Source organism: Shewanella sp. SM32 (genome assembly GCF_025654235.1).
Taxonomy (GTDB): domain Bacteria; phylum Pseudomonadota; class Gammaproteobacteria; order Enterobacterales; family Shewanellaceae; genus Shewanella; species Shewanella oncorhynchi.
Genome location: NZ_JAKKRO010000054.1, coordinates 18,728 through 33,463, shown reverse-complemented (window position 1 = coordinate 33,463; position 14,736 = coordinate 18,728). Strand labels below are relative to the sequence as shown.

The window sequence follows — 14,736 nt, the reverse complement described above, 5'->3', positions numbered from 1 at the left end:
CACAGCCAGCTAAATTTTGTCTCACCAGGGCAACGTCATGCACTGCAAGATGGCGCTATTTTAGCGAAGCGCAAGAAAGTGCTTGAGGCGGCGAAGGAAAGAAAACCGATGCGTTGGTCTACAGAGATCAGAAATTGTGAAGCGGTTGGCGCTGTAACACTCAACCCAGATAAGGCACCAGAAGAAGGCGTAATAAATGCAGCTTAATATTTAAACAAAGAGTGACAACTATCTTGAAAAACACCGCAATCCACAGGCAGGGTACACAACTCACCGACTCTCAGTCCAAACGCCATGAGAAAAGGAACCGCAAGTAACCTCAATTCGTCATAGAGGGGTTTTGTCGATGAGTAGAGAGGCGGCAGATTATTTTCAATACGCTTCTGATCAGCATCAAATCGCTGTTTTACTAAACCAATGTAACGATCCACATCAGCCTCGTATTTCTTATCTCTGCGTTCCTGATACTCCGAACTTGTGACATCTGCTTGTGATAAAGCAGGATTTTTCATATTTATCGACACTAAAAAACTTCGGCACAGACGGTTTGGGATCAGAAATTTTTTTGTGAAGCTGACAATCTCTTTGAGCCGCTCGTATGGACCACGTCGCTCGAAATGTTTCTCAAGAATTGGTATCAGCTTGTCTAACTTCTCTTGCTTTAGGTTCACTAATTCAAACGGCTCATACGAGGTTATATGAGCCAGCCAAATTAGAGCCCCCAGTGTTGACCTGACCGCTTTAGTGGTCTTTGCTTTCTTTATATTGGTTATGGCATAAATCTTAATCAGGTCACTCCAAAAGCCTTCCAGAGGGATCTTCGCTTCAGGCTTTGTGGTACTTGTTATTAAATTTCCTGCTGAGTCGAATGGTTTTGTGAAGTAAAGTGAGCTGTTTTGATATTTCCATAGAGGGTCGTTCCATAACCCAACCACAGTACCTGTAGAAACAAGACTATTGAATTCAGTAAGGGCATGTTTTTTCATTTCATCAAGCCTATCCAGATAGGTTGACAGAAGTTTGGATTGTTTATGCTCTTTTAACGCTGAAATATTGAGGGTCATTGATTACCTCTCAGCGTTTTTTGTGCCTCAACAATTTGCACCGCACCAATCCAAGCCTCATCAAGTTGATGTTTAACTGGCCCTGATGAGCTGTTTTGTAAAAATGCTCTTTCAGCTTCGATGACTTTAAGTTGCGCCTCGTGGTCTGCGTTGATAAATGGACGAAACCGCGTGCAACTGTAGCAACTGATAGTGGGGTGCATATCACATCGCGTTTGTTTAAGACACTTCCCTAAACTAGCTATATCGCTGATTTTCACTAAGGAACCCGCGATTTGATCATTTTCGCTTATTAAAAATCCTTGCCATCGGGCCACCGCATTTTTGAGTGCAGATGATGAGTCGAAGGTATCGTCAATGAAATCAATAAGGTCTCGGTTATACCGAAAGTAATGTTCCACAGAAGCTGTGGAACTGTGATCCAACGCGATAGCGATTTCCTCAGGGGTTTTGCCTTCCATCACCATCCGAGTACCCAGTGTATAGCGGAAGCGGTAGCAATGTAGATTCAATAAGGTTGGCTCACCTTTTTCGTCAACAACATGTTGTGAGATGATTTTCAGCTTTCTACCAAGATCTTTGAATTTCCTTGACAGAGAAGCAGACATTTCATGCCATCCATATTCTTTAAGAACAGGATGTTTTAACAAATTTGAATTCGGGTTCTTACGTTTAATTAGTGGTCTTGGCAAAGGGTGTCCATCGAGATTCAATTGTTCGGAACCGGAATCTTTCTTAATTAACGTTTGGATCTCAGCCGCAAGTTCTTCAGGTAATTCTCTGGTTACAAAATTATTGGCATTTCTGCGTAGCTGAGCAACCTTACCTTTCACTCGTGGAATATTGATAAACCATACTAATAACTTACTGTCGTAGTAGATATCAGACTCTCTGAGAAGACCAATTTGAATAGGGCGTAACCCAAATTGCATGGCTAATTTGATCAGCACTCTCTCTCGAATTGAGACATCAGGGCGATGAAGAGCTTGACTAATTTCTGCTATTTCTGAACGTGTAAAAGGGCCGTGGTCGTGATCGAGAAGAGAAACACGAAGCTTTTGATTCCTGTCTCTGATTGCAACTTCATCCAGTTTAAAGATAAGTCTCTCGTCAAATCCCCAAAAACCCATCTCGATTGCAAAATTTGCAAATATTCGCACAGACATCCAGATACGTTGGTCGTCAGCATTAGTAAGAATGAGGGATGATAATTGTGTCGCTATTTCTTTTGAAAATGTGCTCTCATCACTAAGCGCTTTGTCAGATAACGTAATTGCCGAAAGGCTCTTTAGACCAACACCCAAATGATTCAGAGAAGCAGGCGTTCGGTCTATAGCTGCACTTATCCAGCATTGAATTGAAATGTAGTTTAAGTATGGATATTTGCAGTAGGCCTCCTTTAATTCATAACGGTTAGCATCTTTTCCTAAATTCACAATCCGAAGTTTGGTGTTTAAATATCCATCGCTTTTCCTCAGAGTCACTGCTTGCCCAAAAAACGTGGTTATTTGTTGTGGAATAGGGTCGCAGTCGTCATTTAATCGGATAACTTCATCATACATGTACTGATAAACATCAGGTTGGGTGTCAGGTAAATATTTGATTGCAGCTCGACTCATTTCTTTCCCACTCCTTTTAAATATTCATTTAACTTCCGTTGTAAATGGGCATTGGTATAACGCCGAGGCATTGTGCTTGTTGTTGACCATCCTCCCCATGTAGTTAAGATATCTTGCATTTCGCCAGCTTTTATCATGGGCGAGTTTTTTCCGTCGAAGCTTTTATCAACACCTTCTCTTAGTTGTGTTATCCGAGTAGTTCTTAATCGGTGAGGATGGATTAAACTCTTTAGGTAAGGATGATCTTTAAATACACTTTTTAAAACATGTGTAACACCCGACGTGGTCATCGGGCCACCATCTTTTTCACTCACAAATAAGTAATCTGTTAGTTTTCCTTGGCAAGGCCGCCTTAATTTAGGTCTGTAGTCTTCGATGTACTCAATGAGTAGATCCGCTAATCCACGACTAATAGGCAGTTCACGGTTTCGGGTTTTATGCGACGCGCTATCCTTTCTTCCTCGGAAAGCGGGGTTATTTTTACTTTGTTGTTGGATTCGAACTGTCGGATTAGTTGTTAATCTTAAGTCGTTGTCATTACAGTGAAAGAGAACAATTTCTGAAATCCTCCCACCTAACTCACACATCAACATTATCAGGCAAGCATTTCTGACCTGAAGTTGAGTCCTGAATGGGTTAACTTCATTTATGAAATTGTCCTTTGAAGGACGAATAATGGTGGTAATGAGATCGAGATCAGCTTCGGACAATGGCTCTGACACATTGGTTTGGTTTTCCACCTCGCTTTTGGAATATTTCTTTTTTGAAAAGAACGAAATAATAGAATTCATCTTCTTGTTAATCGTATCAGCTTTTTCAAGGTCATTGACCCTTTCAATGTACCTTGTGTAGTGGAATCTTAAAAATTTGGATACAGAATCAATTCTTCGATTAAAGGTGGATGGTTTAACCATCACACCATTACTCAACTCATGCTGAAAATTGATTAACAAAAAAGAGGACAATCTATTTACATCTCTCATAGTAAGGAGTTTAAGAGCAGCAGCATCTTCAAAAAAGTGTTGACACTCTTTTTCTACAAACTCGTAAAAGACACAGAGATCGCGTAAACGGCCTTCTACCGTGTTGAGAGGGTGAGATAACCATAAACTCCAACCCCAAAGCGCAGCGGAAGGTTCAGGGAACTCCGCACAATCAGAATCGACAACCATTGGAATGTGCTGGTTTTCATACTCAGGGTGGGAGATAAATTTTATGCGAAATCTCATTTTGATACATTATAAACACGACTAAGATATTTTTAGTATACGCAAAAAAAAGCGACCTGCAAGAGGTCGCTTTAGTTTATTGATTTTTATGTATTTTTTATTGTTATCAACAAAAAGGTTACATAACTAAAAACACGGGGGTTAAATTTTACATGCGCCGCCGGCGCAACCGTCATCTTCTTTCTCTAAATTGGTGATGTCATCGTGTGAATCCGACGCACCATCGCGAGTGTTATGGTAGTAAAGCGTTTTAACACCTAACTTGTAAGCATTGAGCAAATCTTTCAGCAGGGTTTGCATGGGTACTTTACGGCCTTCAAAACGTGAAGGATCGTAGTTAGTGTTAGCCGAAATCGCTTGGTCAACGAATTTCTGCATAATACCCACCAGCTGTAAGTAACCGTCGTTGCTTGGCATTTTCCACAGCAATTCATAGCTATCTTTCAGTGTATCGAAATCAGGTACCACTTGTTTTAGCTGACCGTCTTTGCTCGATTTCACGCTGATAAGTCCACGTGGTGGCTCAATACCATTGGTCGCATTGGAGATTTGCGACGAGGTTTCTGATGGCATTAATGCCGACAGCGTTGAGTTACGCAGGCCATATTGCTTGATATCGCTACGCAGTGATTCCCAGTCTAAGTGCAATGGTTCAGCACAAATTTTATCTAGGTCACGTTTGTAGGTATCGATTGGCAAAATACCTTGAGAGTAAGTGGTCTCGTGGAATAACGGACACGCACCTTGCTCTTTGGCCAAGTTCATTGAGGCTTTCAGTAAATAGTACTGAATCGCTTCGAAGGTTCTGTGGGTTAAAGCGTTCGCGCTACCATCAGAATACTTCATGCCATTTTTCGCTAAATAGTTAGCGAAGTTGATCACGCCTATACCTAAAGTACGGCGATTCATCGAGGCGATTTGCGCGGCCTTGATAGGGTAATCTTGATAATCCAATAGATTATCCAGTGCGCGTACGGCGAGGTCGGCTAATGGCTCAATATCAGATAACTCTTTGATAGAACCTAAGTTAAGTGCTGACAGCGTACAAAGCGCGATTTCACCTTCAGGATCATCGATGTTGTTCAATGGTTTAGTCGGCAGGGCGATTTCAAGACACAGGTTAGACTGTCTGATCGGCGCGACTTTTGAATCGAACGGGCTGTGAGTGTTGCAGTGATCCACGTTCTGAATGTAGATACGGCCCGTTGAAGCACGCTCTTGCATCATCAGTGAAAACAGCTCAACGGCTTTTATCGTTTTCTTACGAATGTTGCTGTCTTGCTCATATTGCACATATAAACGTTCGAATTCGTTTTGATCTTCAAAGAAAGCATCGTACAAGCCAGGTACGTCAGATGGGCTAAATAAACTGATGTTCTCGCCTTTGATCAGACGTTGATACATGACTTTGTTCAACTGCACACCGTAGTCTAAATGACGGATACGGTTGTCTTCGACGCCGCGGTTATTTTTCAATACCAGCAGAGATTCGACTTCTAAGTGCCAAATAGGGTAGAACAGGGTCGCAGCACCGCCACGCACGCCGCCTTGAGAGCACGACTTCACTGCGGTTTGGAAATACTTATAGAAAGGTAAACAACCTGTGTGGAAGGCTTCACCACCACGGATTGGGCTACCTAAGGCGCGAATACGACCGGCGTTAATACCGATACCCGCACGTTGGCTGACGTATTTCACGATAGACGAAGCGGTCGCGTTGATAGAATCTAAGCTGTCACCACATTCGATCAGTACGCAAGAGCTAAACTGACGCGTTGGGGTGCGCACACCGGCCATAATTGGCGTTGGCAGCGACAGTTTAAAAGTTGATACCGCGTCATAGAAATCTTTAACGTATTTCAGGCGCGTCTCTTTTGGATAACGGGCAAACAAGCAAGCCGCGACCAAAATGTAAAGGAACTGCGCGCTCTCATAGATTTCGTGGGTCACACGGTTTTGAACTAAATATTTGCCTTCAAGCTGTTTTACCGCTGCGTAAGAGAAGTCCATATCGCGCCAATGGTCGATATAGGTATCCATCACATCCAGCTCTTCGCGGGTGTAATCTCTTAAAATGTGTTGGTCGTATTTACCCAGCTCAACCAATTTAGTCACGTGAGCATACAATGCGGGCGGCTCAAACTGACCGAAGGCCTTCTTACGCAAATGAAACACCGCTAAACGGGCAGCGAGGAACTGATAGTCCGGTGATTCTGGAGAAATTAAATCTGCCGCAGCCTTGATAATGGTTTCATGGATAGCTTCGGTTGGGATGCCATCGAAAAACTGTAGGTGCGAGCGAAGTTCAACTTCCGAAACAGAAACGTTTTTTAATCCCTTGGCTGCCCAAGTAATTACGCGGTGTATTTTTTCGAGATCGATATTCTCACGATCGCCACAGCGTTTTGTGACTGTCATAGTGCTATTCATTTGGAGATAGGCCTTGGTTCTTATATGTATTTAGGTGAGCAAAATCACCGTACGTATCCTTGTAAAACAATCAATAATCGTCCCTTAAATACAGCTGACTGGTTAAAAACGAGTCAATTAAGCGGCGAGCTTCTAGTGTGTCTGATTGTTACCTATACACAAGATATGGTGTTTTAAATTATATGGGATACAAGATAGTGAGGTTTGCCCCTATTTGCAAGTCTGAATTCAGGGGACATCTTGTGGATAACGTGAGGATAAACTTTTGCGTTAGTAACGACTAACCTTGAAGCTCAATTTCAGGTTAGCGTGTCACACTCATGGGGGATTTTTAGGCGATCCTTTTCTTTAGATCGCGATCGCTCACGAGTGCCGATCTTTTATCCGCCTGACTTTTTCCGTGGGTCATAAATAGTATGCTGACACACTGATGTCCGTCAGTGAAGTTACGTATTGGATGCCTTATTCGTGAGCATTGTAGGCGCTGTTTTTGGTTGATGTTGTTAAGCCAATGCTTCGATTAGTGCTTGATGTAGCTCAGTTGGGCTCGCAAAATGCGCGTGCGCAGGCCATTGCAACGGCTTGTCGTTCACGCCCAGATAACCCCATAGGGCCACGCCGCCTAACATGCCAGCAGCCTCGGCCGCGAGCAGATCTCGCTCGGCATCCCCAAGATACAAAATGTGCTCTGGAGCACAGTTCAGCTGTTGTGCGCCTAACAGCATTGGTGCAGTGTGGGGTTTTGGGTGTTTTGTAGAATCGCCGCTGATGATAACGGGCATACGCAAGTGTAAATTCAGTTTTCGCAATAAGGGACGGGTAAAGCGGGCAGGCTTGTTGGTGATCACCCCAAACGGCAGCTGAGTTAACTCGAGCCAATCGAGTAATGATGCTATGCCTGTGAATAGCGCACAGTGATCGCCATTTATACGCTGATAGTGGGCGAGCAGTCCTTGCTGTACTTGAGATCGAAGATCTTCTGCCGCATCAGGGATCGCGGCATCGACTAAGGCAAAACTGCCGTGGGATGCGGCGTAGCGCATGGCCGCTAACGGCTGCGCGGCGATGCCGACGTCTTGAAGACTTAAATTGAGGGCCTGCACCAGATCCGGCGCGGTATCGGCTAAGGTGCCATCGAGATCGAACAGTACGCCTTTGATCTGTGCCAGACTCATATTAATCAACCTTACGCGTCGCTATCATGTAATTCACATCAACTTTAGGCGTGTACTTAAAAATGCCCGTCAATGGGTTGTAGCTTATCCCTAAGGCATCGGTACAGATAAGATCGGTATTATCTACTAGCTCAATCAGCTCCGAAGGCTTAATGAATTTTTTATGCTCGTGGGTGCCAACTGGCAGCATTTTTAGCAAATATTCCGCACCTAAAATGGTGTGCACGTAGGATTTAATGTTGCGGTTGATGGTGGAGAAAAACACATGACCACCGGGTTTGACCATGTCACAGCATGCTTTAATCACAGATTGTGGATCGGGTACATGTTCGAGCATTTCCATGCAGGTCACCACATCGTAATAGGCTTGATGATCTTGGCTGTGGGCCTCGGCAGTATTTTTTACATAATTAATGCTCACGCCCGTTTCGAGGGCATGTAGGCGCGCGACTTCTAAGGGCTCATCACCCATATCTAAGCCATCAACCTCGGCGCCGATGCGGGCCATGCTTTCAGACAAAATGCCGCCACCACAGCCGACATCGAGCACTTTCTTGCCGAAAATACCGCCAGCGGTTTGATCGATATAGTTTAAGCGCAGCGGGTTTAATAGATGCAGCGGCTTAAATTCGCCGTTGAGATCCCACCAAGTTTCGGCCATACGTTCAAACTTTGCGATTTCCTGTGGGTCTACATTGGTATTCTGATGCATGCTATTACCTGAAGAAGCTGTATTGTGCGGCTATTATAACGACTATGTTTGATAAACAAAGTGCTCGACTGAGCTAAGCCCTTGTGGTTGAGTGAATTTTCAGCAGTTATCTGCTTTTATGTTAATTGTTGTGCTCCGTATCGACCTTTTACTTTATCCCTTTGACGATTTTTCCTCATCGTAAGCCGTGAATTTCAACGCTTGTTTATCGCACAAACGACCAAATTGACAGTGTTTTCATCTATTAAGCCACCAGACTCTCAATTCGATAATGATAGGTCTGGCGACATTAAATAACTGTGTTAGAATGCCAAATCACGTTTTTGGGCTAGGCAATGATACGGATTATACGTTGTCGGCTATTTTTCAGGGGAACGAGCAGTTTATGACTGATCTGGCATCATCTATTTCGCCAATTAATATCGAAGACGAACTAAAGAATTCGTACCTTGATTACGCCATGAGCGTTATCGTGGGACGTGCATTACCAGACGTGCGCGACGGCTTAAAGCCGGTTCATCGCCGCGTTCTGTTTGCCATGAGTGAATTGAAGAACGATTGGAACAAGCCTTACAAAAAATCTGCCCGTGTGGTTGGTGACGTCATCGGTAAATATCACCCCCATGGTGATTCTGCTGTTTATGACACTATCGTCCGTATGGCCCAGCCATTCTCACTGCGTTACACCTTAGTAGACGGCCAAGGTAACTTCGGTTCGGTCGACGGTGACTCAGCGGCGGCAATGCGTTATACCGAAATCCGTATGGATAAGTTAGCGCACCAATTACTGGCCGATCTTGAAAAAGAGACAGTGGATTTCGTCCCTAACTACGACGGCACAGAACAGATCCCAGCTGTATTACCTACACGCGTACCTAACCTGTTAATTAACGGTTCATCGGGTATTGCCGTGGGTATGGCAACCAACATCCCACCACACAACCTAACGGAAGTAGTGAAAGGCTGTTTGGCATTGATTGAAGAGCCTTCACTGTCGATTGAACAGTTGATGGAATACATTCCAGGTCCGGATTTCCCCACTGCAGCGATTATCAATGGCCGTAAAGGCATTATTGATGCCTATAAAACTGGCCGTGGCCGCGCGATCATGCGTGCTCTGGCAGATGTGGAAACCGAAGATAATGGCCGTGAGCGCATTATCGTCACTGAAATCCCGTATCAAGTGAACAAAGCCCGTTTAATCGAGAAGATTGCCGAGCTGGTTAAAGATAAAAAGCTTGAAGGGATCAGCGGTCTACGCGACGAGTCTGATAAAGACGGTATGCGTATCGTTATCGAAATTAAGCGCGGTGAAGTGGGCGAGGTTGTACTCAATAACCTTTATGCTCAAACGCAAATGCAGTGTTCTTTCGGGATTAACATGGTTGCCTTGACCAATGGTCAGCCTAAACTGTTTAACCTTAAAGAAATGCTCGAATGCTTTATTCTGCATCGTCGTGAAGTGGTGACGCGTCGTACCGTATTTGAACTGCGTAAAGCCCGTGAGCGTGCCCATATTTTGGAAGCGCTGGCGGTTGCACTGGCTAACATTGACCCGATTATTGCACTGATCAAAGCCTCACCCACGCCTGCGGATGCCAAAGTGAAATTGGTTGAGCAAGGTTGGGAATTAGGCCACGTTCAAGGCATGCTGGAAAAAGCGGGCGATGACGCCGCGCGTCCAGAGTGGTTAGAGCCACAATACGGTATTCGTGACGGTCAATACTTCCTGACTGAGCAACAAGCTCAGGCCATTCTGGAACTGCGTTTACACCGTTTGACCGGTCTTGAGCACGATAAGATCATCGCCGAATACGAAGAACTGCTCGAATTTATCGCGGGTCTGCTGTTTATTTTGCGCAGTCCTGAGCGTTTGATGGAAGTGATCAAGGAAGAATTAGTTCAAATCCTTGAAGAATATGGTGATGCGCGCCGTACAGTGATCAATGCCAACGAAGTTGATATGAGTCTTGAAGACTTGATCAACGAAGAAGACGTTGTAGTAACACTGTCGCACTTAGGTTATGCCAAGTATCAACCCTTGACCGATTACCAAGCCCAGCGCCGTGGTGGTAAAGGTAAAGCCGCGACGAAAGTGAAAGATGAAGATTTCGTCGAGAAGCTGTTAGTTGCCAATACCCATGACACCATTTTGTGCTTCTCTGATTTTGGTAAGATGTACTGGCTCAAAGTGTATCAATTGCCATTAGCGAGCCGTACGGCACGCGGTCGTCCAATTGTTAACTTGCTGCCGTTATCCGATGGCGAGCGCATTACTGCGATTCTGCCAGTACGTGAATACGCGGCTGACAAGTACATCATCATGGCGACCTCACACGGTACAGTGAAGAAAACCGCACTGACTGCTTATAGCAACCCACGTGCAAACGGCATTATCGCCGTTAACCTCAAAGACGGTGATCAACTGATCGGTGTCGATATCACTAACGGTGATAACGAAATCATGTTGTTCTCGAACGAAGGTAAAGTGGTTCGCTTTGGTGAGAAAGTACGTGATTCTGAAACAGGCGAAGTGAAAACCGATCCTGAAACCGGCGAAGAAGTCTTGTCCTTACGTCCTATGGGCCGTACTGCAACAGGCGTTCGTGGTATTCGTTTAGAAGAAGGTCAGAAAGTCGTGTCGCTTATCGTACCCAAAGGCGATGGCGCGATTCTGACTGTGACTGAAAACGGTTACGGTAAACGGACGCAACTGTCTGAATATCCTGCGAAGAGCCGTGCGACTAAAGGTGTAGTTTCAATCAAGGTGAGCGAACGTAACGGCGCTGTTGTTGGGGCTGTTCAAGTCGGTCTTAACGACGAACTGATGCTCATCAGTGATAAAGGTACCTTAGTGCGTACACCTGCGAGCGGCGTGTCTATCATTGGCCGTAACACTCAAGGTGTAACGATTATCCGTACTGCGGGCGACGAGAAAGTGGTCGGCCTACAACGTATCGACGAAATCCAAACTGAAGAAGATGAAGTCGAGCTGGATGAAAATGGTTTGCCCATTATTCCTGTCATTATCGAAGGCGAATTAGCCGACGAGGTTCTTGAAGAAGCGCTGGATGACGAGGAAGAGTTGGACGAAGATGAAGATGAGCTTGCCGATGATGAGCAAGACGAAGAGTAATTAAGTGTCATATTAACGAGCGTCCAATTGGACGCTCGTTTTTTTAATGGCATTGATGTTGATAGCATTGTTCGTTATAGAATGGTTTCGTATTTATCAATACCTACATCATGGTTGGGATTAAGGAGAGTGTCAGTGAGCGCGATTTATAATTTCTGTGCTGGACCTGCAATGTTACCCGCAGCGGTAATGAAAAAAGCACAACAGGAATTACTTGATTGGAATGGCCAAGGCGTTTCCGTGATGGAAATCAGCCACCGAAGTAAAGAGTTCATCGCGCTTACACAACAAGCCGAGTCCGATTTACGTGAACTGATGCAGATCCCCACAAATTACCATGTGCTATTTATGCACGGCGGTGGTCGTGGACAGTTCTCCGCTGTTGTGAATAATTTTTTAGGTAATCATGGCCGAGCCCTGTATTTAGTCAGTGGTCAATGGTCATCTGCCGCATTAGCCGAAGCACAAAAGCTCGTGGGTGAAGCGCAGATTGATAGCTTGAATATTGTTGAAAAACACAATGGACTCAATGCGGTTGTCTTACCTGATTTACATAAAATCGATGCCGATTATCGCTATGTTCACTACTGCCCTAATGAGACAGTAGATGGTATCGAAATTTTTGATGAATTAGACTCACCTTGGCCAATTGTTGCCGATTTATCGTCAACCATTATGTCACGTGAAATCGACGTCAGCCGCTACGGTTTGATTTACGCTGGCGCACAAAAGAACATAGGTCCATCGGGTCTGTCGATAGTGATAGTGCGCGATGACATGTTAAAACTGCCGAGTTTACCGCAGTCGTCCATCATGGACTATCGTTTAGCCGTTGAGCATGACTCTATGTTCAACACACCGCCAACCTTTGCTTGGTATCTCGCCGCTGAAGTCTTTGCTTGGCTTAAGTCCATTGGCGGCATTGCGAGTATTGCAAAAATTAATCAACAAAAAGCGCAGATGTTATATCAATGCATTGATGGTAATGCTTTCTACCGTAATGGGGTTGTTGCAGCGAACCGCTCACAAATGAACGTGACTTTCCAATTAGTCAACGAAGCGCTCGATAGTGAGTTCCTAAAGCAAGCCCAAATAGCTGGACTCGTTGCCTTAAAGGGCCATCGTATCGTAGGGGGTATGCGTGCTAGCCTCTATAATGCAATGCCACTCGATGGTGTAGTTGCTTTGGTCAAGTTTATGAATGAGTTTGCAAACAAGCATAGCTAGGCTTAGCTGTATTGAGTCACTCATTAGCTTGCGACGCTTAGCGTCTAGGCTTTTCTGCCTGAATATCAACGTTATGCTTATTGAATGTTGATCATCAGTTAGCCATCCCAAAAGCGAATGCTCAAATGCATTCGCTTTTTTGTTAGCTTTAATTTATCGACAATGGCGTTAAGCAAGATGACGTTGAGACCAGATGCCTTCAAGAACACTCGCTGTGAGAAAGCCTGTGAGCTGACGCGCATTACTGAGTAAGATGCTGGGTTAGTTGTATGCTATTGTTTATCATGATTAAAAGAACGTATCTTTAAATGCGTGTACACGATAAATCAATAGGATGTCACCGATGGATTTGGCCAAGCTTTCGCGGATTAGTATGAAGCATTTGATCACTTTGCATGTGATGCTCGATACCTTGAGCGTAACCGCCAGCGCCGAACGTTTATGTTTAAGCCCCTCATCCGTCAGTAAAACCTTAAGCCAGCTCAGGGACAGTTTGAACGATGAACTGTTCTATCGTAATGGTAACTCACTGGTCGCAACCCCATTGGCAAGACGATTAGGCCCAAGCGTGCAGCAAATGATCAATGATATGAATCAGATCATGAGTCAGGATGCGTTTAACCCTGCTCATTTTGAGGGGCGTTTTTCGCTTGCGATGCGCGAAAGTACCTTTGAACTGCTGGCCGCTAAGCTCAGCGCCCATATTCTGAGCTTGGCTCCTAATATCCGCCTCGATATTTACAGCAAAGACAATATTGGTTTTGATGGATTGCTTAAAGGTACATTAGACTTTGTGCTGTTACCCCATGATCTGAGTCAACCTAATCCTCTTCAAGACGATCTGGTGTGGGAAACCTTGTTTAGCGATGAAATGATCTGCCTGATGAATTCATCCCATCCCTTGGCTAAACAGCCGCATATCGGCTTCGATGATTACCTTAGTTTTAGCCATATTGGCATTACAGACACAGATCTGAGCACGCCTTTTTTTGATATTTTGCTCGCCCAGCAATCTAAAAAACGTGCCGTCCCCATTTCGGTCCCAGACTTTGGCAGTGCGGCGTTAATGTGCCATCACAGTGAGTTGCTTTTTACCTGCTCGCGCCGCTGGGCATCCATCGCCAGCCAAGCTCAAGGCTTAACGATTAAATCTTTACCCATAGAATATGGCAAAGTGGCTTACAGCCTAGTTTGGCATAGTCAAAGCATGAAAGATCCCGCACTACGCTGGCTTTATGAGCAAATTTTGCTTTGCAGTCGTTAAAGGTATATGGAAGGTAACACGAGATTGGTTACGCCTCGCTTTGCAAGCGTTGCGGCTAAGCGTTCAATATCGGCTTGTTTACAGCTTGGCCAATTGAGTGCTTCATCGACAACACCATGATGGTGAAAGGCATTTAACTTAACTCGTGTATCTGGGCCTAGCAGAAGTAAATAGGTCGCTAGTGCGTCTATTTCGTCCTCGTAATCCGTGATGCTCGGAATGTGCAGCAATCTCACCTCATACAGTTTTTGCTGTTTAGCCAATAACTGGATTGATTTGAACACGGCATGGTTATCACGACCAGTAATGTACCTATGGGTATCTTGCTGCCACGCTTTGAGATCCACCATAGCGCCATCTAAAAAGGGCAGCAGTTTATGCCATCCCGTTAGACTTAAACTGCCATTGGTGTCGAGCATACAAGTCAGGTGTGATAACGACTCTGTCGCCTTAATCGCTTGAAACAAGGCAATAATAAACGGCAGTTGCAAACTCGCTTCGCCGCCGCTAACCGTAATACCATTAATAAAGTGACGCTGACTATGGAGAATCGTCAGTATCTCCTCAACGGTGTAACGAGTGATCTTAGGGCTCGCTTGTTTCGGGCATACGGCAAGACAAGTATCGCATTGGCTACAACGCTCATTATCCCAGTGAATGTGAAGCTTATTATTGAGATTTATCAATGTCAGCGCATTTTCAGGGCAGGTGGCGACACAATCGCCACAAGCATCACATAAGCCTATGGTATGTGGGTTATGGCAGTTTTTGCATTGATAGTTGCAGCCCTGCAGGAATAATACGAGCCTGCTGCCAGGCCCGTCGACGCATGAAAAGGGCAATAGCTGACTGACTATTGCCTGTTTATTTATGGCCGGTT

At 44.8% G+C, this 14,736-nt stretch carries 10 protein-coding genes and 1 pseudogene; 4 read left to right on the top strand and 7 right to left on the bottom strand.

Annotation, left to right across the window (positions count from 1 at the left end):
* Nucleotides 1-207: pseudogene (locus L5M10_RS18340) on the top strand (IS3 family transposase); the annotation flags it as partial.
* Here L5M10_RS18340 and L5M10_RS18335 read toward each other — a convergent pair.
* The 6 genes from L5M10_RS18335 to ubiG all read right to left on the bottom strand — a co-directional run bounded on the left by L5M10_RS18335 (nt 204) and on the right by ubiG (nt 8,229).
* Nucleotides 204-1,064, bottom strand: a complete 861-nt coding sequence (locus L5M10_RS18335) for a hypothetical protein (RefSeq protein ID WP_263255706.1) — start codon at nt 1,062-1,064, stop codon at nt 204-206. The pseudogene L5M10_RS18340 and the gene L5M10_RS18335 sit on opposite strands and share 4 nt — an antisense overlap.
* Nucleotides 1,061-2,683: a site-specific integrase gene (locus L5M10_RS18330; protein WP_263255705.1), complete on the bottom strand. Its 1,623-nt coding sequence runs from the start codon at nt 2,681-2,683 to the stop codon at nt 1,061-1,063. Before L5M10_RS18330 ends, L5M10_RS18335 begins: the two co-directional genes overlap by 4 nt.
* Entirely contained in the window at nt 2,680-3,912 is a 1,233-nt protein-coding gene (locus tag L5M10_RS18325; protein WP_263255704.1) for a tyrosine-type recombinase/integrase, read from the bottom strand. Before L5M10_RS18325 ends, L5M10_RS18330 begins: the two co-directional genes overlap by 4 nt.
* A 141-nt stretch (nt 3,913-4,053) precedes the next feature.
* Nucleotides 4,054-6,342, bottom strand: a complete 2,289-nt coding sequence (gene nrdA / locus L5M10_RS18320; RefSeq protein ID WP_113940388.1) for a class 1a ribonucleoside-diphosphate reductase subunit alpha — start codon at nt 6,340-6,342, stop codon at nt 4,054-4,056.
* Nucleotides 6,343-6,845: 503 nt separating this feature from the next.
* Nucleotides 6,846-7,517, bottom strand: coding sequence for an HAD family hydrolase (locus L5M10_RS18315; protein WP_219250837.1), 672 nt, complete (start codon nt 7,515-7,517; stop codon nt 6,846-6,848).
* Between the two features lies 1 nt (nt 7,518).
* Nucleotides 7,519-8,229 (bottom strand): bifunctional 2-polyprenyl-6-hydroxyphenol methylase/3-demethylubiquinol 3-O-methyltransferase UbiG, encoded by a 711-nt coding sequence (gene ubiG / locus L5M10_RS18310; RefSeq protein WP_219250836.1) that lies wholly within the window; start codon nt 8,227-8,229, stop codon nt 7,519-7,521.
* A gap of 385 nt (nt 8,230-8,614) precedes the next feature.
* On the opposite strand from ubiG, the gene gyrA reads away from it, so the two are divergent.
* The 3 genes from gyrA (at nt 8,615) to L5M10_RS18295 (ending at nt 13,856) form a co-directional block, all read left to right on the top strand.
* On the top strand, nt 8,615-11,365 hold the full coding sequence (gyrA, locus tag L5M10_RS18305) for a DNA gyrase subunit A (protein WP_263255703.1): 2,751 nt from the start codon (nt 8,615-8,617) through the stop codon (nt 11,363-11,365).
* A 135-nt stretch (nt 11,366-11,500) separates the two neighbouring features.
* Entirely contained in the window at nt 11,501-12,592 is a 1,092-nt protein-coding gene (gene serC, locus L5M10_RS18300) for a 3-phosphoserine/phosphohydroxythreonine transaminase (protein WP_131524063.1), read from the top strand.
* A gap of 343 nt (nt 12,593-12,935) precedes the next feature.
* Complete coding sequence (locus tag L5M10_RS18295; RefSeq protein ID WP_263255702.1) at nt 12,936-13,856, top strand: LysR family transcriptional regulator; 921 nt, start codon at nt 12,936-12,938, stop codon at nt 13,854-13,856.
* Here L5M10_RS18295 and L5M10_RS18290 read toward each other — a convergent pair.
* Complete coding sequence (locus L5M10_RS18290) at nt 13,853-14,713, bottom strand: YjjW family glycine radical enzyme activase (protein ID WP_263255707.1); 861 nt, start codon at nt 14,711-14,713, stop codon at nt 13,853-13,855. The genes L5M10_RS18295 and L5M10_RS18290 overlap by 4 nt on opposite strands.
* Nucleotides 14,714-14,736: the final 23 nt, after the last annotated feature.

Coding starts and splice junctions, on each gene's coding strand:
- L5M10_RS18330 (WP_263255705.1), bottom strand. CDS start 2,683: ATGAGTCGAGCTGCAATCAAATATTTACCTGACACCCAACCTGATGTT.
- L5M10_RS18325 (WP_263255704.1), bottom strand. CDS start 3,912: ATGAGATTTCGCATAAAATTTATCTCCCACCCTGAGTATGAAAACCAG.
- ubiG (WP_219250836.1), bottom strand. CDS start 8,229: ATGCATCAGAATACCAATGTAGACCCACAGGAAATCGCAAAGTTTGAA.
- L5M10_RS18335 (WP_263255706.1), bottom strand. CDS start 1,064: ATGACCCTCAATATTTCAGCGTTAAAAGAGCATAAACAATCCAAACTT.
- nrdA (WP_113940388.1), bottom strand. CDS start 6,342: ATGAATAGCACTATGACAGTCACAAAACGCTGTGGCGATCGTGAGAAT.
- gyrA (WP_263255703.1), top strand. CDS start 8,615: ATGACTGATCTGGCATCATCTATTTCGCCAATTAATATCGAAGACGAA.
- L5M10_RS18295 (WP_263255702.1), top strand. CDS start 12,936: ATGGATTTGGCCAAGCTTTCGCGGATTAGTATGAAGCATTTGATCACT.
- L5M10_RS18315 (WP_219250837.1), bottom strand. CDS start 7,517: ATGAGTCTGGCACAGATCAAAGGCGTACTGTTCGATCTCGATGGCACC.